The organism is Erythrobacter sp. CCH5-A1 (assembly GCF_001557115.1).
Lineage (GTDB): Bacteria > Pseudomonadota > Alphaproteobacteria > Sphingomonadales > Sphingomonadaceae > Erythrobacter.
On the sequence record NZ_LSKQ01000176.1, the window covers coordinates 21,760 to 41,354 of the forward strand.

At 68.2% G+C, this 19,595-nt stretch carries 16 protein-coding genes and 1 tRNA gene; 7 read left to right on the top strand and 10 right to left on the bottom strand.

The features are described 5' to 3' along the window. Nucleotides 1–79: 79 nt before the first annotated feature. Nucleotides 80–1,687 (bottom strand): hypothetical protein, encoded by a 1,608-nt coding sequence (locus tag AX708_RS10310; protein ID WP_066527333.1) that lies wholly within the window; start codon nucleotides 1,685–1,687, stop codon nucleotides 80–82. 191 nt (nucleotides 1,688–1,878) lie between these two features. Between AX708_RS10310 and AX708_RS10315 the strand changes: the two genes are divergently transcribed. From AX708_RS10315 to AX708_RS10325, 3 genes are all read left to right on the top strand, one after another. Continuing rightward, nucleotides 1,879–2,319, top strand: coding sequence for a DNA-directed RNA polymerase subunit beta' (locus tag AX708_RS10315; RefSeq protein WP_066527331.1), 441 nt, complete (start codon nucleotides 1,879–1,881; stop codon nucleotides 2,317–2,319). A 40-nt stretch (nucleotides 2,320–2,359) separates the two neighbouring features. Continuing rightward, on the top strand, nucleotides 2,360–3,715 hold the full coding sequence (gltX, locus tag AX708_RS10320) for a glutamate--tRNA ligase (protein ID WP_066527330.1): 1,356 nt from the start codon (nucleotides 2,360–2,362) through the stop codon (nucleotides 3,713–3,715). 96 nt (nucleotides 3,716–3,811) lie between these two features. Further along, a complete protein-coding gene (locus AX708_RS10325; RefSeq protein WP_066527328.1) occupies nucleotides 3,812–4,888 on the top strand; it encodes an alkaline phosphatase D family protein in 1,077 nt (358 codons plus the stop codon). A gap of 132 nt (nucleotides 4,889–5,020) precedes the next feature. On the opposite strand, the gene AX708_RS10330 is transcribed toward AX708_RS10325, so the two are convergent. After that, nucleotides 5,021–5,107: transfer RNA gene (locus AX708_RS10330), tRNA-Leu, on the bottom strand. Between the two features lie 214 nt (nucleotides 5,108–5,321). Here AX708_RS10330 and AX708_RS10335 point away from each other — a divergent pair. After that, on the top strand, nucleotides 5,322–6,299 hold the full coding sequence (locus AX708_RS10335) for a complex I NDUFA9 subunit family protein (protein WP_066527327.1): 978 nt from the start codon (nucleotides 5,322–5,324) through the stop codon (nucleotides 6,297–6,299). Nucleotides 6,300–6,745: 446 nt separating this feature from the next. Then, a complete protein-coding gene (locus AX708_RS10340; protein ID WP_197426375.1) occupies nucleotides 6,746–9,061 on the top strand; it encodes a TonB-dependent receptor in 2,316 nt (771 codons plus the stop codon). Here the strand turns inward: AX708_RS10340 and AX708_RS10345 are convergent. From AX708_RS10345 to AX708_RS10355, 3 genes are all read right to left on the bottom strand, one after another. After that, on the bottom strand, nucleotides 9,045–9,461 hold the full coding sequence (locus AX708_RS10345) for a winged helix-turn-helix domain-containing protein (RefSeq protein WP_066527326.1): 417 nt from the start codon (nucleotides 9,459–9,461) through the stop codon (nucleotides 9,045–9,047). The genes AX708_RS10340 and AX708_RS10345 overlap by 17 nt on opposite strands. A 32-nt stretch (nucleotides 9,462–9,493) precedes the next feature. Continuing rightward, nucleotides 9,494–10,372, bottom strand: coding sequence for a dienelactone hydrolase family protein (locus tag AX708_RS10350; protein ID WP_066527323.1), 879 nt, complete (start codon nucleotides 10,370–10,372; stop codon nucleotides 9,494–9,496). A gap of 95 nt (nucleotides 10,373–10,467) precedes the next feature. Further along, nucleotides 10,468–10,938 (bottom strand): hypothetical protein, encoded by a 471-nt coding sequence (locus AX708_RS10355; protein WP_067490103.1) that lies wholly within the window; start codon nucleotides 10,936–10,938, stop codon nucleotides 10,468–10,470. A 158-nt stretch (nucleotides 10,939–11,096) separates the two neighbouring features. Here AX708_RS10355 and AX708_RS10360 point away from each other — a divergent pair, with 158 nt between their 5' ends. Continuing rightward, entirely contained in the window at nucleotides 11,097–13,277 is a 2,181-nt protein-coding gene (locus tag AX708_RS10360) for a PQQ-dependent dehydrogenase, methanol/ethanol family (RefSeq protein WP_233999645.1), read from the top strand. A gap of 8 nt (nucleotides 13,278–13,285) precedes the next feature. Here AX708_RS10360 and AX708_RS10365 read toward each other — a convergent pair whose 3' ends face one another. The 4 genes from AX708_RS10365 to AX708_RS10380 all read right to left on the bottom strand — a co-directional run bounded on the left by AX708_RS10365 (nucleotide 13,286) and on the right by AX708_RS10380 (nucleotide 17,771). After that, nucleotides 13,286–14,551 carry a serine hydrolase gene (locus AX708_RS10365; RefSeq protein WP_066527321.1) on the bottom strand — a complete coding sequence of 422 codons (1,266 nt, stop codon included), beginning with the start codon at nucleotides 14,549–14,551 and terminating at the stop codon, nucleotides 13,286–13,288. A 44-nt stretch (nucleotides 14,552–14,595) separates the two neighbouring features. After that, nucleotides 14,596–15,462, bottom strand: a complete 867-nt coding sequence (gene purU / locus AX708_RS10370) for a formyltetrahydrofolate deformylase (protein WP_066527318.1) — start codon at nucleotides 15,460–15,462, stop codon at nucleotides 14,596–14,598. A gap of 58 nt (nucleotides 15,463–15,520) precedes the next feature. Then, entirely contained in the window at nucleotides 15,521–16,663 is a 1,143-nt protein-coding gene (locus AX708_RS10375; RefSeq protein WP_066527316.1) for a DUF418 domain-containing protein, read from the bottom strand. A gap of 91 nt (nucleotides 16,664–16,754) precedes the next feature. Then, nucleotides 16,755–17,771, bottom strand: a complete 1,017-nt coding sequence (locus AX708_RS10380; protein WP_066527314.1) for a nitronate monooxygenase family protein — start codon at nucleotides 17,769–17,771, stop codon at nucleotides 16,755–16,757. A 251-nt stretch (nucleotides 17,772–18,022) separates the two neighbouring features. Between AX708_RS10380 and AX708_RS10385 the strand changes: the two genes are divergently transcribed. After that, nucleotides 18,023–18,352: a UrcA family protein gene (locus AX708_RS10385; RefSeq protein ID WP_066527312.1), complete on the top strand. Its 330-nt coding sequence runs from the start codon at nucleotides 18,023–18,025 to the stop codon at nucleotides 18,350–18,352. 60 nt (nucleotides 18,353–18,412) lie between these two features. On the opposite strand, the gene purT is transcribed toward AX708_RS10385, so the two are convergent. Beyond that, nucleotides 18,413–19,585: a formate-dependent phosphoribosylglycinamide formyltransferase gene (gene purT / locus AX708_RS10390; RefSeq protein WP_066527310.1), complete on the bottom strand. Its 1,173-nt coding sequence runs from the start codon at nucleotides 19,583–19,585 to the stop codon at nucleotides 18,413–18,415. Between the last annotated feature and the right edge of the window lie 10 nt (nucleotides 19,586–19,595).

Here is a 19,595-nt window from a genome sequence, read left to right on the forward strand (position 1 = left end):
GGCGTCCCGCGGCCTCACGAAAAAGCCCCGCCCGCGCTTCGGCGCGGGCGGGGCTTTTCTTTGAGCGGGGTCTGCGCTGTCAGGTCCTGGTGCGGCGCTGCTTGCGTTCCTTCAGCTCCGCAGGCGAGGGAATGACCGGCGCAAGTTCGGCGATGACTTCGGCAGCGGAAATGAACTGCGCCTCGCCCGCGCCCGGTTCGCCGCGGTTGACGAAGCGGGTATAGCCCGCGATCGGCGGCGGGTAGTAGCCGGGCGTGACGCGCGGCAGCACGATGAACATCGTGAAGCCTTCCTTCCCCTGCGCCCTGGCCTGTAGCGCAGCGTGGAGCATAATCGAATCGATCCCGGAATAGAGGTCGCCGCCCGCGAAGATCGGCCATTGGCCGTCATCATCGGCCTTCTTGGCCATCATCTTGGACTTCGCCACCTGGTAGGTGGCCTTGCTGCGGCCTTCGAAATTCCCGACTTCCGCGTAATTCTGGATCAGTGCGAACAGCGCCTTGTTGTCGGTATCGCGCTGCAGACGCACTGCCAGCAGATCGTCATAGCGGGCCTGCCACATCGCCTCGGGCGTCTTGGCGAGCGCGCCGAACAGCTCGGCCTCGGAGGCACCTTCGCGCAGGCGGCGGTTGACTTCCATGACCGCGCCGAAGCTGGGCGCGGTCCATTCCGAGCGCGCCGCGAAGTTGCGCCGGGCTGCGGCAAGATCGCCGCCCTGCGCCAGTTTGACGATCTCGAACAGGTCGAGCACCTCGACCACCTGGGCGGCGTTGTCCTCGGGCTTGCCGTCGGCGCGGCGCGCGGCAAGGTTGGTGCGGGCGAATGCGGCGCGGGCATCGGCCTTGTCCCACTGCCCGGCCAGCGCATGCGACAGGGCGGCACGCGCGTAGGGGAGCGAGCCCTTGCCGTTGTCGCTCTTCAGGCCTTCGGCGACTTCGATCAGCGCTTCGTTCTTGGCGGCGGCGTCGGCGAAGCGGCCCACTTCATCGAGCCGGTTGGCGTAGCCGATCAGCAGCGGCGGCACCATTCTGGCATTGGCGGCCATCCGCGCTTCGGCTTCGGGCGACAAGCCGCGCACGAAATCGCTGTAGTCCCTGATGACGATGCTCGGCACGAAGCTGTATTTCATCGTACCCTGCGCTGCGAGCGAGGCTTTCTGCGCGGCCTCGGGATTGCCCATCCGCAGGTGCACCTCGGCCTCGATGTTCGAGAAGGACAGGCCCATCGAGCGGTCGAAATAGGGGTTGCCGGCGAGCTTAGCGGCGGCCGCCTCGCTGCGCGCCTTCTCGACATCGGCGAGCGCGGCGGGGTAGTTCTTGGCTTCGATGTGATGCAGCGCGCGCGCGAGGATCAGCGGCACACGGCGCACCGCGTTGGCTTCCGCCTTGTCGCCGTCGATGAGTTCGGAACACACCGCGACGCCTGCCTCGCCGAACAGCCGCTTGGAGGGATCGGGGCTCTCGGGGGTCGGCGCGAACAGGCCGAGCAGCGTGACCGCGCCGAGCAGCCGGGCAAAGGTTTCGCCGCCCGTGACATTGTTGGGTTCGCCATCGCAGCGCAGATAGCGCGAGCCGAGCTTCTTTTCCTCGGCGCGCTCGGCGGCGCGTTCCGCGGCAGTCTGGGCGTGGGCGATGGACGTGTTGCAGGTAAGCGCGGTCAACGCGACCGCAGCGAGCAGTTTTTTCATGGATGGGCCCCTGTTTGCGACGTGCTGGTTTCAGCGCAATTTTCGCGACGACGCAATGCCTTGCAGGCACTGTCCCGGGTGGAAGCGCAAGAGTTGGCGCAAGATGAGATTAGCTATTGCGAAGCATTCGCAATACGGGCATGAAGGGGATGTGCCCACACGCCGCCCAATCTGACCGTAAGCGAGGTAAGATGCCCCACCACCAAGCCCCCTCCGCCAGCACCCGCAAGGTCATAGCGCAGCTGCTCGCGCCGCCCAGGGTAGAGCGGCTCGGCCCGATCGCCGGCCGCTTTGTCCATGCCCTGCGGCTGATCGCGGTGCACGATGCAGCGGGGCGCGATCCGGTGCCGGAGCTGGCCGCCCGGCTCGGCAGCGTCGAAGTCGCGGCCAAGGCGCTGATCCTCGCCCAGGCGATTGCCGCCACCTGGCCCGAGAACATCGCGGTCTCGCGCTTCTGCTGCCGGTTGATGAGCCACGACGAGGCGACCATCGGCGCCGTGGTCGATGCGGCGGCAGCGGGCGACCGGCGCGGGTTCGAGGTCGCGCTCGACGGGCTGGTCCGGGCCGACCGGGCGCATCGGCTGTGGGAGGCCGCACTGGCGCTGGCCTCCGCTGAAGTCCGCGCGCTCTAGCGGCTTGCGGGGCAGGGCGGGGCGCTCTACCGCGCTGCCCATGACGACCACGCGCTTTGCCCCTTCGCCCACCGGCCGGCTGCATGTCGGCAACATCCGCACCGCGCTCCACAACTGGATGCTCGCGCGGCAGGCGGGTGGCGGGACCTTCATCCTGCGCATCGACGACACCGATGCCGAGCGCAGCCGCGAGGACTTTGTCGAGGCGATCCGTGCGGATCTCACCTGGCTGGGCCTCACCTGGGACCGCGAGGAACGCCAGTCTGCTCGCCTGGATCGCTACCAGGCGGCCTTCGACGCGCTCAGCGCGGCGGGCCGCATCTATCCCTGCTACGAGAGCGCGCACGAGCTCGACGTCAAGCGCAAGATCCAGCTGTCGCGCGGGCTGCCCCCGATCTACGACCGCGCCGCGCTCAAGCTCACCGAGGCCGAGCGCGCTGCCAAGGAGGTTGAAGGTGTGCAGCCGCACTGGCGCTTCCTGCTCGACCATGCCGAGCCGATCGCATGGGAGGATGGCATTCGCGGGCTTCAGAAATTCGATGCCGCCCAGCTCTCCGACCCCGTGATCCGCCGCGCCGACGGATCGTGGCTCTACATGATGCCGAGCGCCGTCGACGATATCGACATGAGCGTGACGCAAGTGCTGCGCGGTGAGGACCACGTCTCGAATACTGCTGTTCAAATTCAGATCTTTACCGCACTTTATAGTGCACAATTCAGTGCAGCAAAACCACTGCCCCGGTTCGCCCATGAAGCGCTGCTGGTGGGGCGCGAGGGCAAGCTGTCGAAGCGCCTCGGCTCGCTCGGCTGCGACGCGTTCCGGGAGCGCGGGATCGAGCCCGAGGCGATCATCGCGCTGCTTGCGCGGCTCGGCACTTCGCAGCCGGTCGAGCCCATCGCCGACCGCGCCGTACTCACTGCGAGCTTTGATCTGTCCACCTTCGGTCGCGCGCCCGCCAAGTTCGACGAGGAGGATCTCGAGCGCCTCAACGCGGGGATCGTCCACCAGCTCCCCTACGAGGCCGTCGCCGCACGCCTGCCCGAAGGAATGGACGCCGCCGGCTGGCACGCGGTGCGGCCCAACCTTGCCCAGATCGGCGAGGCGGCGGAGTGGTGGCGGCTCGTCACCGGCCCGATCACGCAGCCTGCATTCGCCGAGGAGGACAAGGCGTTCCTCGCTGCGGCCGCCGCCGCATTGACATGGGGTGAGAACCCGTGGGCCGCGCTCACCGCCGCGCTCAAGGAAGCGACCGGGCGCAAGGGGCGCGCGCTGTTCCTGCCGCTGCGTCAGGCGCTGACCGGCATGGACCACGGCCCCGACATGGGCGAACTCCTCCCCTTGATCGGCGAGGCCGAGGCCCGTGCGCGGCTGGCGCAGGCGGCCGGGACTGGCTGACCCCCTCGGGCTTCGCTGGTGCGGCCCGCTTGTCCGGACTCTGCAACAATCCGCGTCGACAAGCCTGACGGCAAGTCAAGGCGGGGAGACACAAGGATGGCAGACGGCGTTTCGCGCAGGCAGGTGATGGCCGGTGCCGCAGCAGGAGCCGCGCTGGCGAGCGCGCCCGTCATGGCTGCCCCGGGCGAGCGGGAAGAGCGGGCGCTCACCCGGATCGCCTTCGGCTCCTGCGCGCATCAGGACAAGGACCAGCCGATCTGGGAGCGCGTCAACGCCTTCGCCCCCGAGCTGTTCATCTTCCTCGGCGACAATATCTACGGCGATACCGAGGACATGGCGCTGCTGCGGGCCAAGTACCAGAAGCTCGCCGAGAAGCCCGGTTTCCGCACCCTGCGCCGCAACGCGCAGGTGATCGCGACATGGGACGATCATGATTTCGGCGTCAATGACGGCGGCAGCGAATATCCGATGAAGGCCGAGAGCGCGGCGATCTTCCTCGATTTCTGGGGCGTGCCGGCCGACCATCCGCGCAGGCGGGCGCAAGGCGGCATCTACGGCAGCTATTTCTTCGGCCCCGAAGGCCGCCGGGTGCAGGTGATCCTGCCCGACAACCGCACCTTCCGCACGCCGCTGCTGGGCTACAGCGTGGAGCCGGCGGACAAGGGCCAGTATCTCGTCAACCCCGATCCGGATGCGACCATGCTCGGCCAGGAGCAATGGGAATGGCTGGAGGCCGAACTGCGCCGCCCGGCGAATTTGCGCATCCTTGCCTCGTCGACCCAGATCCTGCCCGACGCACCCGGCTACGAGGCGTGGATCAACTTCCAGGCCGATCACCAGCGCCTTCTCGACCTCATCGATTTCGCCCAGGTCGAGAACCTCGTGATCATCTCGGGCGACACGCACTATGCCGAGCTCTCGCGGCTCGACGCGCGCATGCCCTATCCTGTTTACGAGCTGACGTCGTCGGGCCTCACCGAGGTGTGGCCGGTCTTCGGCCCCAACAAGAACCGCATCGCCAAGGCGCCGCTGATGCCCAACTACGGGCGCCTGACGATCGACTGGGACACCCCCTCGCCCCGCGTGCTGATGGAGGTCGAGATGCTCGACGGCAGCATCGGCATCAGCCACGCGATAAGCCTCGCCGACCTGAGGCAAACATCCGCGCGCTGACCTGCAGGACGGTGGAGACGATCCCGATCAGAACCCAAAGCCGGCCCGAGCCTCTCCCCGCAGGTCCGGCCGCTCCGACGTAGGCGTGGCTTTTACTGGGAAGCCATCGGGGCAAAGCCCGAGCATATTTTTTGGTGCCCAGAAGAGGACTCGAACCTCCACGCCCTTGCGAGCGCCGCCACCTGAAGACGGTGCGTCTACCAATTCCGCCATCTGGGCACGGGGCCTCCGGTCATCGCTGCCGGGAGGCCGGGTAGGCGCGGGCCATTAGCGAAGGGTTCGGGGGGCTGTCAATGCAAACCTCCCATCGCCCGCGCATTTCGCCCGCCGGCCACGGCATCGCGCGCTTTCGACCCCTTGCCTCTCCTGCGCGCTTGCCGCAAAGCGGCGCTCGCAAAGCCACGAGCCAGCCATCACGAGCGAGCACACCCCCATGCCTTCCTCCCCGACGCCCACCTCTTCCCCCCTGTCCGGCAAGCTGGTCACGATCTTCGGCGGGACCGGCTACATCGGCAACTACGTCGCGCAGGCCCTCCTCTCGCGCGGGGCGCGGCTGCGGCTGGCGAGCCGGGCGCCGGCCAAGGCCCAGAGCCTCAAGCCGCTCGCCAACCTCGGACAGTTGCAGCTGATGCCGTGCGACGTCACCAACGAGGCCCACGTCGCTGCCGCGCTTGAGGGGGCGGACCATGTCGTCAACCTCGTGGGCGCCTTCGCGGGCGACCTCATCAAGCTCACCGGCGAGGCGCCCGGCACCGTCGCCCGCCTTGCTGCGGAACGGGGCGTGACCGCGCTCGTCCAGATCAGCGCGATCGGTGCCGACCCCGCCAGCCCCACCGCCTATGCGCGCGGCAAGGCGATGGGCGAGGCCAAGACCCTCGCGGCCTTCCCCAAGGCCACCATCCTGCGACCCTCAATCGTGTTCGGCAAGGACGACCAGTTCATCAACCTCTTCGCCGGCATGATCGAGCTGTTCCCCGTCCTCCCCGTGTTCGGGCCCGAGGCGAAGCTCCAGATCGTCCACGCCGAGGACGTCGCCGAAGCCGTCGCCCGTGCGCTCGAGCACCCCGAGGTGCACGGCGGCAAGACCTTCGAACTGGGCGGGCCCGAGCAGCTCACCATGATGGAGCTCCACCGCCGCATCGCCGCAGCGCAGGGGAGGAATCGCACCTTCCTCGCCATGCCCGATGGCGTCTCGGCGACCTTCGCCGCGCTCCCGCTCACCCCGATGAGCCGCGACCAGTGGACGCTGCTCAAGCCCGGCAGCACGGTGGCCGAGGGGGCCCTCGGTCTTGCAGACCTCGGGATCGAGGCGAAGCCGCTCGGCCTGTTCCTCGACAAGTGGATGCTGCGCTACCGCAAGCACGGTCGCTTCGGCGCGGCGAACGAGCGGGCCAAGCGCCACGGCTCCTGAGGACGACCGGCCCGCGGCGAGGCGCCCCGCGCCGGTCGCTGCCGCCGTTCACCAACCCGCGTCTCGGCCTGTCTGTTGGAGACACATGAGACACTGTCCAGGGCCGGAAAACCCTCCCCTCGCGCAGCATGCCGAAGGGGGCGGGCAGGAGGCAGGCGAAGGGCAGGCGAGGGGCCATGAGGGCAAGCCTAACCCCGCCCGAGGGCAGTAGGAAAGCGCCCAATTCGCCGCGTGCGGGGCCAACAATTCCCAACTGCCGGGAGCCGCGCTCGGCCCCCATCCGGATTTGCCAAAACTTGCGCCAAAAATCTGGCTCAGCCGATCGCCGTTGCCTTGAGGCTCAATCTATATATGATCAGATATAGGTTCGAACGATGCGCGAGGCTCGCTTGCACACCCTTCTCCGGCTGGGCCTCATCGGCGGCGTCCTGCACCTTGCCCCGGCTATGGCAATGGCCGAGGCCGCCTCGGCGGGCGAGGATGCAGGCGAGGGCAAACCTGCGCCGATCATCGTTACCGCGCGGCAGCGGGCAGAGGGGGCGCAGGACGTGCCCGCCGCGCTCTCGGTTGTGGACGCGCGCTGGCTCGAGCAGTCCTACACGCTCAACACCCGCGACCTCACCACGCTGGTTCCGGCGCTCAACTATTCCTCGGCCAATCCGCGCAACATTGCCTTCACCATCCGCGGGCTGGGGTCGAGCGTGGTCGCGGTCAGTCAGGCCAATGACGGGCTCGAACCGGGGGTGGGCTACTATGTCGACGGGGTCTATCACGCACGGCCGGCGACCGCCGCCTTCGACTTTTCGGACATCGCGCGGATCGAGGTGCTGCGCGGGCCGCAGGGGACGCTGTTCGGCAAGAACACCACGGCGGGCGCAATCAACATCGTCTCGGCCGCGCCGAGCTTCACCCGCGCCTACAATGCCGAGCTGAGCGGCGGCGAGCGCGCTTTCGCGCAGGGGCGCTTTTCGGCCACCGGGCCGCTTGCGGGCGAGACGCTCGCCTATCGCCTCTCGGGCACCTTCACCCGGCGTGACGGGGTGCTGCGCAACGCCACCAACGGCCGCGACCAGAACACGCTCGGCGCGCAGGCGGTGCGCGGGCAGGTGCTGTGGCAGCCCTCGGCGGACTTCCGGCTTCGGCTGATCGCCGACTTGGCCAATTTCGACAGCGAATGCTGCACGCAGGTGTTCCTGCGGGTCGGCACCAGCCTGCGACCGCCCGCGCGGCAATATCCGGCGCTGGCGGCAGCGGCAGGCTATGCCCCGCCGAGCACCGATCCCTACGACCGCCTGACCGATATCGACGCCCCGCTCGGCGTCGACACCAGCGAGGGCGGGGTTGCGGCGACGGCGGACTGGGACATCGGCCCGGCGACGATCACTGCGATCACCGCATGGCGCTTCTGGAACTGGGATGCGGCCAACGACCGCGATTACACGGGCCTGCAGATCCAGCTGATCCAGCGCATCCCCTCGCGGCAGGACCAGCTCAGCCAGGAGGTGCGGATCGCGTCGGATGGGGATCGCGCGCTGAGCTATGTCGCGGGGCTCTATGTCTTCCGGCAGGTGCTGACCGGTAGCCCCAATTCGGTGTTCGGCCCCTATGGCGCGCCGTGGCTGATCGGGGCGACGACGGGGGCGAATGCGACGCCGGTGCCCGCGAACCTGCTCGATGGCTACGGGCAGACCGGCGAGACGCGCTTTGCGGTGAACAGCTATGCCGCCTTCGCCGAGGCGAACTGGCGGATCGCGCCGCGCCTGACGCTGACCGGGGGGCTGCGCTACACCTACGAGAGCAAGGAGGGCGATTACAGCACGCGGGTGTTCGGCGGGCCGGTGGTGACTGCGCCCGCGCTGATCAATGCGCGGCTCGGCGTGCTGCGGCCGCAGACCTACTCCGCGCGCGACAGCGAGGGGAGCTTGTCGGGCCGCGCGAATATCGCGTGGGAGCCTGCGGACGATGTGCTGCTCTACGCCAGCTTCGCGCGGGGGTTCAAATCGGGGGGGATCAACATGTCGGGCCTGCCGCTCGATGCCAGCAACCAGCCCGCGCTGGCGACTGCGGTGATCGAGCCGGAGCGCAACACGACATGGGAGGCGGGGGTCAAGGCGGCGCTGTGGGACGGGCGCCTGACGCTCAATCTCGCCGCCTATCGCACCACGGTGCGCGACTTTCAGGCGACGGTGGTGGATTCGAGCCAGACCGTCGCGCTGCGCGGCTACCTCTCGAACATTCCTGCGGTGCGGGTGCAGGGGTTCGAGGCCGATGCGCGGCTCGCCCTCGGCAGGCTGACGCTGGTGGGCGCGTTGGCCTTTGGCGACGGGGAATACACCGATTACCCGGCAGGCCCCTGCCCGCTCGAACGCCAGACCGCGGCGACCGCGGCCTGCGACCTGACGGGGCAGCGCCTCGCCGGCCTGCCGCGCTGGTCGCAGACGCTGAGCGCCGACTATGCCGTGCCGCTTGGGCGGGGCGCGGTGTTCCTCCATGGCGACAGCAACTGGCGCAGCGGCTATCCCGGCGATCCGAGCCTGTCGCGCTTCACTGTCATCGAGGGCTACAACCTCACCAATGCCAGCCTCGGCTACCGCCGCGAGGATGCAGAGGGCAAGGGCTGGGAGATTGCTGTCTTCGCGCGCAACCTGCTCGGTGCAGACTACATCCAGAACCTGACGATCCAGGCGGGCAATTCGGGGCTGATCCTCGGCACGCCCAGCGATCCGCGCACCGTGGGGGTGACGCTCAGGTGGCGGAATTAGGCGCGTCTTGAGGGCGCCCCTCGCTGCGCTTCGGGGGCAGGGGGGCGGGGAGCAGCGCTTCGGCGATGGTGGCAAAGCCTGACAAGGCCGCGCGCTCGGCATCGCCTTGCAGTTGGCGGTAACGGGCAAGCACCTCCTCCCCCAGCGGCGTCAGCTGTGCGCCCGCCTTCTGGTTGCCGGGAGTGGTTGCCACTAGCGGTGCCTCCCAGCAGCGGTTCATCGCATCGACCAGCAGCCACGTGCGGCGGTAGCTCATCCCCAACGCCCGCCCTGCGCCCGAGATCGAGCAGTGCCGCGCGATGGCATCGAGCAGATCGGCCTTGCCCGGACCCATCGCGATTTCGTCGCCGCACATGATCTGGAGCTTGAGCTTGAGCTTGAAGGGCGACGGCGGCGTCATGGCGCTAAGGGTGCCGGGCGGGGCTGCGGGTCCTACGCCAAAGCCGCCCCGTACAGCGCCAGCAGGTCGGCCTCGCCCTTGGTCGCGGCGGCGGCGTTCCAGGCCGGGCTGTCGGACACCATCCAGCCGTGGTCGCCGGCATAGACTTCGACCTTGGCCTCGACCCCGGCGGCCTTGGCGGCATCGGCAAAAGTGGTCTTGTCGGCGGGGGCCTTAGCGTCGTCGTCCTGTGCGACCGCGATCAGCAGATTGGCATCGACCTTGTCCAGCACCTTGTGCGGGCTCATCGGGTAGTCCGGGCGGACAAGGCCGCCGCCATGGAAGCTTGCCGCGGCCTTGATCCGGGCGGGCACGGCAGCCGCGGTCCACACGGTGAAGGGACCGCCCATGCAATAGCCCTGCGTGCCGATCCCGCGCGCGGTGTCGACGCCCGCCTGCGTATCGAGCCAGGCGACGATCGCGGTTGCATCGCGCATGATCGTCTCGGCGTTCAGCTTGCCGCGCCACGGACCGACCTTCTGGAAGCCGCCTTGCGAGATGAAGGCGGCAAAGTCGGCGAACTGTTCGCCCGCGACGTCGCGGTAATAGGGGTTCACGACCAGCACGGCATGGCCCTTGCCCGCCAGGGTGCGGGCGATGTTGCGCTTGGATTCGCGGATGCTGGCGATGTCGGGCCACAGGATCACGGCGGAGTGCTTGCCCTTTTCGGGCTGGACGAAGAAGGCGTCCATTGTGCCGTCGGGGGTGGCGAAGCTGACGCCCTGTTCCTTGAGACCGGCCGCGGCGCTCGCCTTGCTTTCGGTGGTCCCCGAGGCGCAGGCCGCAAGCGCCGCCGCGCCGCTCAACGCGCCGAACTGGCGGCGGCTCAGGGTATCGCGGGCCCAGGTTTCGAGCTGTCTTTCATCGCACATGATCGGAGTCTCCCGTGTCTCTGGAACAAGGGCTTATCGCATTCCGGGCCTGGCCGGAAGCGCCGCGTTTCCTTGTCCCTGCACGGGAGAGAGGGTCAGACGCGCCGGACCGGCTCCAGCCGGTATTCGGCCCACTTCGGCGTGCCGATGCCGATGTCCATGTTGACCTGCTGCTGGTTCTTGAGGAACCAGGTGGCGTTGCGGGTATCGCCGAAAGCCGACGCCGCGTCACCGCTGCCGCGGTCGATCACCACCACCGCATAGCCCTTGGCCGAAAGCTCGCGCGCTGCGTCACGGTCGGCTTCGGTCATCGCCTCGCCGCTGCGCCAGGTCACCACGCCCGGGTGCTTGCCGCTCTGCGGCCGGACGAAATAGCCCATGGTCGGGTTCGCCGGATCGCCCATCGCAACCGGCTGACCGATCGTCGCGAAGGTGCCGCGCGGCTTGTCGAGCAGGCCCATGCCGACGAGCCCGGTGCCGATCACCGCGATGCCGGCGGTCGCCCCGAACTGACGGCGCGATACGGTCTGGCCTGCGCGCCTGCGCGACGTTGAACGATTAGCCATCGATATTTCCCCCTTGCTGCCCACGCGCCCCAAGAGCGCGAGGCGGTAAACCTCGTCGCGACCCTGGTTAAGGATTTGCACATATCTGGGCAATGGACAAGCGGCCAGTGGCTCGGCAACATGCGGCAAAAGAAAGAATGCCGGGGAGAGAGGAATTGATGGACGTGAGGCGCTGGACGCTGGGCGCTGCCCTGTTGCTGTCAGGTGGCATGCTGGCCAATTGCAGCCAGATTTTCGGCAGCGCCGAAGGGGGCGAGGGCGGGATCACCACCGCGATGCTGGTGGGCGCCGACGGCGACAGCGCCAACTGGATCAGCCACGGGCGCACCTATTCCGAGCAGCGCTTCTCGCCCTTGGACGCGGTCAACCGCGACAATGTCGGCCAATTGGGGCTCGCCTGGTATGCCGACATGGATACAGGCCGAGGGCAGGAGGCGACGCCGATCGTCATCGACGGCAAGCTCTACCTCACCACCGCGTGGAGCAAGGTGAAGTCCTTCGACGCGACGACCGGCGCCAAGCTGTGGGAATACGACCCCAAGGTCCCGGGCGAGACAGGCGTCAAGGCCTGCTGCGACGTCGTCAACCGGGGCTTGGCCGCGTACGGCGACAAGCTGTTCTTCGGCACGCTCGACGGCCGCCTGATCGCGCTCGACCGCGAAACCGGCAAGCCCGTGTGGGAGAAGGTCACGGTCGACCAGTCCAAGAGCTACACCATCACCGGCGCGCCGCGCGTGATCGATGGCAAGGTGATCATCGGCAATGGCGGCGCGGAATTCGGCGTGCGCGGCTTCGTCGCGGCCTATTCGGCCGACACGGGCGAGCAGCTGTGGAAATTCTACACCGTGCCCGAGGGCGGCGACGCCAAGGACCAGCCCGCCTATCTCCAGAAGGCGGCCGAAACGTGGAACATGGACGTCCTCGGCGCCAGCGACGCGATTGGGGGTGGCGGCACGGTGTGGGATTCGATGGCCTACGACCCCGAGCTTGACCTGCTCTATATCGGCGTCGGCAACGGCTCGCCTTGGAACCGCGCCTATCGCAGCCCCGCCAAGGACGGCTCTGGCGGGGAGGGGGACAACCTGTACCTCTCCAGCATCGTCGCGATCCGGCCCAAGACCGGCGAATATGTCTGGCACTACCAGACCACGCCGGGCGAGACGTGGGACTTCACCGCCACCCAACACATCATGCTCGCCGACATGGAGATCGAGGGCAAGATGCGCAAAGTGCTGATGCAGGCCCCGAAAAACGGCTTCTTCTACGTCATCGACCGCGAGACGGGCAAGTTCATCAGCGCCAAGCCCTATGTCTCGATCAACTGGGCGAGCGGGATCGACCCCAAGACCGGTCGTCCCATCGAAAACCCCGAAGCCCGCGTCGACCGCACCGGCAAGCCGGCGCTGGTGATGCCGGGCGCGTTGGGCGGCCACAACTGGCACCCGATGGCCTTCAGCCCGACCGAGAAGCTGGTCTACATCCCGGCCTTCGAGGCGGGGATGCTCTACGCGCCCGAGGCCGGCTGGAAGCCCGACAAGGCGCGCGGCTTCAATGTCGGCTTCAACCTCGGCGCGGGCGATCTGCCGCCCGACGGGGGCTTCCGCAAGCAGGTCGCGGGCACCTTGCGCGGGATGCTTGTGGCGTGGGACCCGGTCGCGCAGAAGCCGCGCTGGACGGTCGAGCACCCTGGCCCGTGGAACGGCGGCCTGCTCGCGACCGGCGGCGGGCTCGTGTTCCAGGGCACCGCGGGGAGCGAGTTCAACGCCTATGACGCCGCGAACGGCAAGAAGCTGTGGAGCTTCGCCGCCCAGACTGGCGTGGTCGCGCCGCCCGTTACCTACACGGTGAACGGCGAGCAATATGTCGCCGTCCTCGCCGGGTGGGGCGGGGCCTATGCGATCACGGTCGACGGCGACCTGCTGGCGAGGAAGGCCCCGGTGCGCAACATCAGCCGCCTGCTGGTGTTCAAGCTCGGCGGCAAGGCGCAGCTTCCCGCGCCGCCCGCACTTGCCGACCTGCCGCTCGACCCGCCGCCGAGCACCGCGCCCGCCCAGGTGATCGCGGTGGGGCAGGCCAAGTATGCCCGCTACTGCGCGGTGTGCCATGCGCCGGGCGCGGTCGGCTCGACCGTTCTGCCCGACCTGCGCCGCGCGGGCGCGCTGGAAAGCGCCGCCACATGGAGCGCGGTGGTGCATGACGGCGCGCTCAAGGATCGCGGCATGGCGAGTTTCGCAAGCTCTTTGTCGAAAGACGAGATCGAGGCGATCCGCGCCTATGTCATCAAGCGGGCGAACGAGGACAAGGCGCTCGAAGCGGGCAAGAAGATCGCCCGACGGTAGGGCGGGGGTTAGTCCCCCGCCGGCCCCCTGTAATCTGCGCCATAGACCGCCGCGCGGAATTCGCGGTGCATGTCGTTGTCGAAGGGTATCTTCTGCGTGGCGAAGACCACCGCCATGTCCTGCGCCGGATCGACCCAGAACAGCATCGAGGGGAAACCGTCCCAGAAGAACTCGCCGACGCTGCCGCGGTTCTCTTGCGGGGTCTGCGGCGGGGCGGTGCGCACGAACAGGTCGATGCCGAAGCCGCCGCTGCCCTTGCTGGGGAGCCACAGGCGGTTTTCGGCCCCAATGCGCGGATCGAGCTGGTCGGTGGTCATCAAGCGCAGCGTCGAAGGCTTGAGGATGCGCGTGCCATTGAGCGTGCCCTGTCCGAGCAGCATCCGCGCGAAGATCATGTAATCGTCCACCGTGGTGACGATCCCCGCGCCGCCCATCGTCATCGGCTTGCCGGTGAAATTGGGTTCGAGCAGCAGCGCTTCGGGCACCGGGACGAGCGTGCCGGCCTCCGCGTAATAGGCGCTCGCCAGCCGCGCACGGTCTGCCGGGGTGCGCTTCCAGCCGCTGTCCTTCATCCCGAGCGGCTGGAAGATGTGCTGCGCCACATAATCGGCAAAAGGCTGGCCCGAGAGCACCTCGACCAGCCGCGCCTGCACGTCGACCCCGGCGCTGTAATGCCAGTGCGTGCCCGGATCGTAGAGCAGCGGCACCTGCGCCATCGCCTGCGAGAATTCGGCAAGCGTCTTGTCGAAGGCAAGCGGTTGCAGGCGGTTCCAGGCGCGGTCGGCCGCGTTCTGCGGATCGCCGTCCGCGCCGTAGGTGAAGCCTGCGGTGTGGCGCAACACGTCGCGGATCGTGACCTTGCGGCGGGGCTCGCGCAGGATCGGCGAGCCATCGGGGTTCTCCCCGTCGGCGACCTTCAGCGCGGCGAATTCGGGCAGGTGCCATTCGAGCGGATCGTCGAGCCCGAACTTGCCCTCTTCCCACAATTGCATCAGCGCGACCCCGGTGACGGGCTTGGTCATCGAATAGATCTGGAACAGCGTGTCGCGCGTCATCGGCCGCGCGGTCTCACGGTCGGCATCGCCGGCAGTCTCGAAGCAGGCTTCCGCCCCATCCTTCCACACCAGAGCCGAGGCGCCGACGGTGCGGCCCTGCTTCACCACCGTGTCGAGGAAGGCCTCGATCTTGCCGCAGTCCGGGCGGTAGGGCGCCTCTTGTGCGGAGGCCGGTAGCGCTATCATGGCGAGCGCCAATGCGGCGGCGGTTCTGATCATTTCCCTCTCCCTCGCTTGCGGGCCGGATCAGCCCCCGAAGACGCCTAACCCCTGAACACGACCGTCCGGTTGCCGTTCATCAGCACGCGGTCCTCGGCGAACAGCCGCACAGCCTCGGCGAGCACCCGGCGCTCGATGTCGCGGCCCTTGCGCACGAGGTCTTCGGGGCTGTCGGCGTGGGTGATGCGCTCGACATCCTGATGGATGATCGGGCCTTCATCGAGGTCGGCGGTGACGAAATGCGCGGTCGCGCCGATGATCTTCACGCCCCGTGCGTGGGCCTGGTGATAGGGCTTGGCGCCCTTGAAGCCGGGGAGGAAGGAGTGGTGGATATTGATCGCGCGGCCTGCGAAATGGGCCGAGAGATCGTCCGAGAAGACCTGCATGTAGCGCGCGAGCACCACCAGCTCGGCTTCTGTTTCTTCGGCGAGCGCCCGCAATTGCGCCTCGGCGGCGGGCTTGGTCTCGGGGGTGACGGGGATGTGGTGGAAGGGAATGTCGCCGATATCGACCCGGATCGCGGCCTCGCGGGGGTGGTTGGAGACGATCGCGACCGGATCGATCGCCAGCTCCCCCGTGCGCCAGCGGTAGATCAGATCGACGAGGCAATGGTCGAACTTGCTGACCATGATGATGGTGCGGCGCGGCCGATCCTCGCGCGCCATCTTCCACTCCATCCCGAACGCGCCCGCCAGCGCGGTGAAATCCGCCCGCAGCCCTTCGGCGGTCGCGCCGTCGGGGTCGAACACCACGCGCATGAAGAAGCGGTCGGTCCCGCCCGCCTCGCAGCGGTCGTTGAACTGCTGCGCATCGAGAATGTTCGCGCCCCGCTCGAACAGGAAGCCGGTGACGCGCGCGGTGATGCCGGGCCGGTCGGCGCAGGCGAGGGTGAGGACAAGCGGCTGGGTCATGGCCGCTGCCCCTGCCGCAAGCGTGCCGCGATAACAAGACAGGGGCGCAGGCGGCCGCTCACGCGGCGAGGCCCGCGCTGCGCCGCAGGGGCGTTGCGAAATCGCCGCGGGTCGCTGCCCGCCACAGCCATTCGAGCGGGCCATAGCGGAACACCCTGAACCACGCTGCCGCGAGCACGATCTGCACTGCGAAGGCGGCAACCCCGATCAGCACCGTCGCGCGGGTCGAAAGGTCGTCATGCAGGCCGAGGCCGAAGCCGTAGAACACCGGCGCAAAGACGAGCGACTGGAGCACATAGAGCGTCAGCGTCATCCGGCCCGCGGGCACCAGCACCGCCAGCACCTTGTGCAGCGGCGTGTGCCAGGCCAGCACGAACAGCGCGATCTGGAAGAAGGTCGCCCCCACGGCGCGGTAGCGGGTGAACAGGGTGGTGATCGAATCCACCACCATCGCCGGGCCCTCGACGGGCAGCGTGCGGCTCTCGGCAAGGCTCGCCAGGCCCCACACCGTCGCGCCCGCGACCATGATCGCCACCCAGATGGCGCGCCGCGCCCCGGCGCGCGCGAACAGGTCTGTGCGTTGCAGCACCGTGCCGATCAGGAACAGGCCGACGATCTCCACCGCCCGACCGTTTTCCAGATAGAACGACCACTTGGCCGCCATCCCCTGCCACAGGTTGACCGCCAGCATCTCGGGCAGGCTGCCCGAGGCGAGCGTCCCGAGCCCGCTGTCGGCCCAGTAGAACGGCGTCTGTTCGGCCCAGCCGATACCGCGGCTCGCCGCCCATGCGCGGACGATCAGCGGCACCTGCACCAGCATGATCGCGGCCAGGGCCAGCAGCACGTCGTTGGCGCGGATCCGGTCGGTCGGGATCAGCAGCAGCCCGATCACCGCGAGCACCTGGAGGATGTCGCCGCGATAGACGATGGAGTGGAGCGTGCCGATCGCCAGCAGGATCACCAGCCGCCATACGAAGCGGCGCGTCGCATCGCCGCCGCGGGCGCGTTCATTGGCCATGATCGTGGCGAAGCTGAACCCGAAAAGTAGCGCAAAGATCGCATAGGCCTTGCTCGAAAACAGCGCGAAGACCGCGTCGACCCAGGGATCGGGCCGGGGCGCGAGCCAGTAGAGCTCGAACCGCTCGACACAGTGGACCATCAGCAGCCCGAACAGCGCGAAGCCGCGCAGGGCGTCGACCATCGCAATGCGATCACTTCCGGCTGACAAGACCCGTTTCTCCCCCCATGCTTATCGCTCTATGTGAACGCTAACATGGGGAGGAGGGGCAGCGCTAGCCCCTCGTGAGCGCCGCCTCGGCCTGCGCCATCAGTTCGGCGATGATCGCGGCGGCGGGCTCTTCCTTCGTCACCATACCGACCGACTGCCCGGCCATCACCGAGCCGTTCTCGACATCGCCCTCGATCACCGCGCGGCGCAGGGCACCGGCCCAGAAGTGTTCGATCTGGAGCTGGGCCTCGGCCATGTCGATCCCGCCTTCATCGAGCAGGGCTGCGACTTCGCGCTGCTTGGCGGTGAATTCCTCGGTGCCCTTGTTCTTGAGCGCGCGTACCGGGATCACCGGCAGGCGCGGGTCGACCTGCACGCTCGCCACCGCCTCGCGGGCCGAAGCGCGGAAGAAGGCCTTCTTGAAATCGGGGTGGGCGATGCTTTCGGTCGCGCAGGCGAAGCGCGTGCCGAGCTGCACCCCGGCTGCGCCCATTTCGAGGTAGGAGGCAATCGCCTCGCCCCGGCCGATGCCGCCGGCGACGAAGATCAGATGATCGCTCGCAAGCTCGGGCAGGATTTCCTGCGCCAGCACGGATGTGGAGACCGGGCCGATATGGCCTCCGGCTTCCATCCCCTCGATCACCAGCGCATCCGCCCCGGAACGCAGCAACTTCTTGGCGAGCGCGAGGGTGGGCGCGAAGCAGATCACCTTGATGCCGGACTCGTCCGCCTTGATCGCCTCGACGCTGCCCTTGGGCGGGATGCCGCCTGCCAGCACCACGTGCGTGACGCCATGCTTGCGGCACACTGCGATGAGATCGAACAGCGCCGGATGCATGGTGATGAGGTTGACGCCGAAGGGCTTGCCCGTCAGCGCCCTGGTGGCCGCGATCTCGGTGTCGAGCAGTTCGGGCGTCATCGCTCCGCAGGCGATCACGCCGAAGCCGCCCGCGTTGCTGATCGCGGCGACAAGGTTGCGCTCGCTCACCCAGCTCATCGCGCCGCACAGGATCGCGGTTTCGCAGCCGAGGAAGTCGGTGCCGCGCTGCATCAGCGCGGCGGTCTTGGGATAGGTTTCCATGGGAGCGGCGATTAGGCGCTGGCGCGGCTTGTCGCAAGCGGGCGTACAAGACAGTCGTGTGGCAATGGCGACGCTTGCGAGTCTGTCGCGTGACCGCCTTATGATTGCTTCATAACGAAACTTTCTTTCAATCGACCGCAAGGTGTAATCAAACCCTGCCATTGGCGGCACGTCAGCCGGGCCTCTCCTCTCCTCTCCCTGTTCCGGCTGGCATCGATTTGACGGACACATCTCGCAAAGGAACCCCCGCCATGCTTATGCGCATTGTCCTTCCCGCTCTGGCGCTTGCCGCCGCCACTCCCGCTCTGGCCGAGCCGGTCAGCGTCGTCGTGCCTTACGGCGATCTCGATCTCACCAAGGAAGCCGGCCGCAAGGCGCTCGACGCCCGTCTGGCCCGCGCCGCCAACAAGGTCTGCGGCCCCGTCAACGTGCGCGACCTGGCGCGCCTTTCCGCCCGCCGCGCCTGCATCGCCGAAGCGCGCGCTTCGGCCGAGCCGCAGGTGGAGCTGGCACTGAATGCCGCCAACGCCCGCCGCGTGGCGGTGCTGTCGGCCAAGCTGGCGGTGTTCGCCGGCCTCTGATCGCTGCACGGACAAGCAGAAGGGCGGCCGCGCAAGCAAGGCGCGGCCGCCCTTTTCGCGTCAGTCGTAGACGATCCGCACCTTGGCGGCCGCCGCCTTGGCGAGTTCCACGGCCGCTGCGGCATCGCCCGCGCGGGCCAGCGCCACGCCCATGCGGCGGTACGGCCGGGTGACGGGCTTGCCGAAGATCCGCACATCGGTGTCGCCCTCGCCCAGCGCCTCGGCAAGCCCTTCGAAGGCGAAGCTGTCCGAATCCCGGTCGGCAAGGATCACCGCGCTTGCCGCAGGGTGGGCGGCGATGCTGTCCGGCACCGGCAGCCCGAGGATTGCGCGGGCGTGCAGGTCGAACTCGGTCAGGTCCTGCGAGGCGAGGGTCACCATGCCGGTGTCATGCGGGCGGGGGGAGAGCTCGGAGAAGATTACCTCCTCGCCCTTCACGAAAAACTCGACCCCGTAGAGGCCCCAGCCACGCCCTCCGCCCTGCAGCGCCATGACGACCTTCGCGGCCATGTCCTGCGCGGCTGCCAGCGCGGCGGCGGACATCGCGGCGGGCTGCCAGCTCTCGCGGTAGTCTCCGCGTTCCTGCCGGTGGCCGATGGGTGGGCAGAAGCTGATGCCCCCGGCGTGGCGGACGGTCAGCAGCGTGATCTCGTAATCGAAGGCGATGAACTGCTCGCAGATCACCCGCGCCCTGTCGCCGCGCATGTTGGCGACCGCGTATTCCCACGCGGCTTCGAGCGCTTCCGCCCCGTCGACCTTGCTCTGGCCCTTGCCGGAGGACGACATGACCGGCTTCATCACCAGCGGATAGCCGATGCGCGCGGCGATCGCCTTGCATTCGGCAAAGCTCTCCGCATAGCCATATTGCGAGGTCACGAGGCCCAGTTCGCCCGCCGCCAGATCCCGGATCGCATCGCGGTTCATGGTCAGCTGCGCGGCGCGCGCCGAGGGGACGATGGTGAAGCCTTCCGCTTCCAGATCGCCCAGCACCTCGGTGCGGATCGCCTCGATCTCGGGGACGATGAGGTCCGGGCGGTGCTTCTCCACCGCCGCGCGCAGGGCCGCGCCGTCGAGCATCGAGAACACCTCGCGCGCATCGGCGAGCTGCATCGCGGGAGCATTGTCATAGCTGTCGCAGGCAATCACCCGCGCGCCGAGGCGCTTGGCGGAAATGACGAATTCGCGGCCCAGCTCGCCCGAACCGAGCAGCAGGATGGTGGCAATGTGGCTCATGCGGGCGGTT

Bases quoted from the DNA above. Each gene is read 5' to 3' on its own strand.
- AX708_RS10310 (WP_066527333.1), bottom strand. From the start codon at position 1,687: ATGAAAAAACTGCTCGCTGCGGTCGCGTTGACCGCGCTTACCTGCAAC.
- AX708_RS10315 (WP_066527331.1), top strand. From the start codon at position 1,879: ATGCCCCACCACCAAGCCCCCTCCGCCAGCACCCGCAAGGTCATAGCG.
- gltX (WP_066527330.1), top strand. From the start codon at position 2,360: ATGACGACCACGCGCTTTGCCCCTTCGCCCACCGGCCGGCTGCATGTC.
- AX708_RS10325 (WP_066527328.1), top strand. From the start codon at position 3,812: ATGGCAGACGGCGTTTCGCGCAGGCAGGTGATGGCCGGTGCCGCAGCA.
- AX708_RS10335 (WP_066527327.1), top strand. From the start codon at position 5,322: ATGCCTTCCTCCCCGACGCCCACCTCTTCCCCCCTGTCCGGCAAGCTG.
- AX708_RS10340 (WP_197426375.1), top strand. From the start codon at position 6,746: ATGGCAATGGCCGAGGCCGCCTCGGCGGGCGAGGATGCAGGCGAGGGC.
- AX708_RS10345 (WP_066527326.1), bottom strand. From the start codon at position 9,461: ATGACGCCGCCGTCGCCCTTCAAGCTCAAGCTCAAGCTCCAGATCATG.
- AX708_RS10350 (WP_066527323.1), bottom strand. From the start codon at position 10,372: ATGTGCGATGAAAGACAGCTCGAAACCTGGGCCCGCGATACCCTGAGC.
- AX708_RS10355 (WP_067490103.1), bottom strand. From the start codon at position 10,938: ATGGCTAATCGTTCAACGTCGCGCAGGCGCGCAGGCCAGACCGTATCG.
- AX708_RS10360 (WP_233999645.1), top strand. From the start codon at position 11,097: ATGGACGTGAGGCGCTGGACGCTGGGCGCTGCCCTGTTGCTGTCAGGT.
- AX708_RS10365 (WP_066527321.1), bottom strand. From the start codon at position 14,551: ATGATCAGAACCGCCGCCGCATTGGCGCTCGCCATGATAGCGCTACCG.
- purU (WP_066527318.1), bottom strand. From the start codon at position 15,462: ATGACCCAGCCGCTTGTCCTCACCCTCGCCTGCGCCGACCGGCCCGGC.
- AX708_RS10375 (WP_066527316.1), bottom strand. From the start codon at position 16,663: ATGGTCGACGCCCTGCGCGGCTTCGCGCTGTTCGGGCTGCTGATGGTC.
- AX708_RS10380 (WP_066527314.1), bottom strand. From the start codon at position 17,771: ATGGAAACCTATCCCAAGACCGCCGCGCTGATGCAGCGCGGCACCGAC.
- AX708_RS10385 (WP_066527312.1), top strand. From the start codon at position 18,023: ATGCTTATGCGCATTGTCCTTCCCGCTCTGGCGCTTGCCGCCGCCACT.
- purT (WP_066527310.1), bottom strand. From the start codon at position 19,585: ATGAGCCACATTGCCACCATCCTGCTGCTCGGTTCGGGCGAGCTGGGC.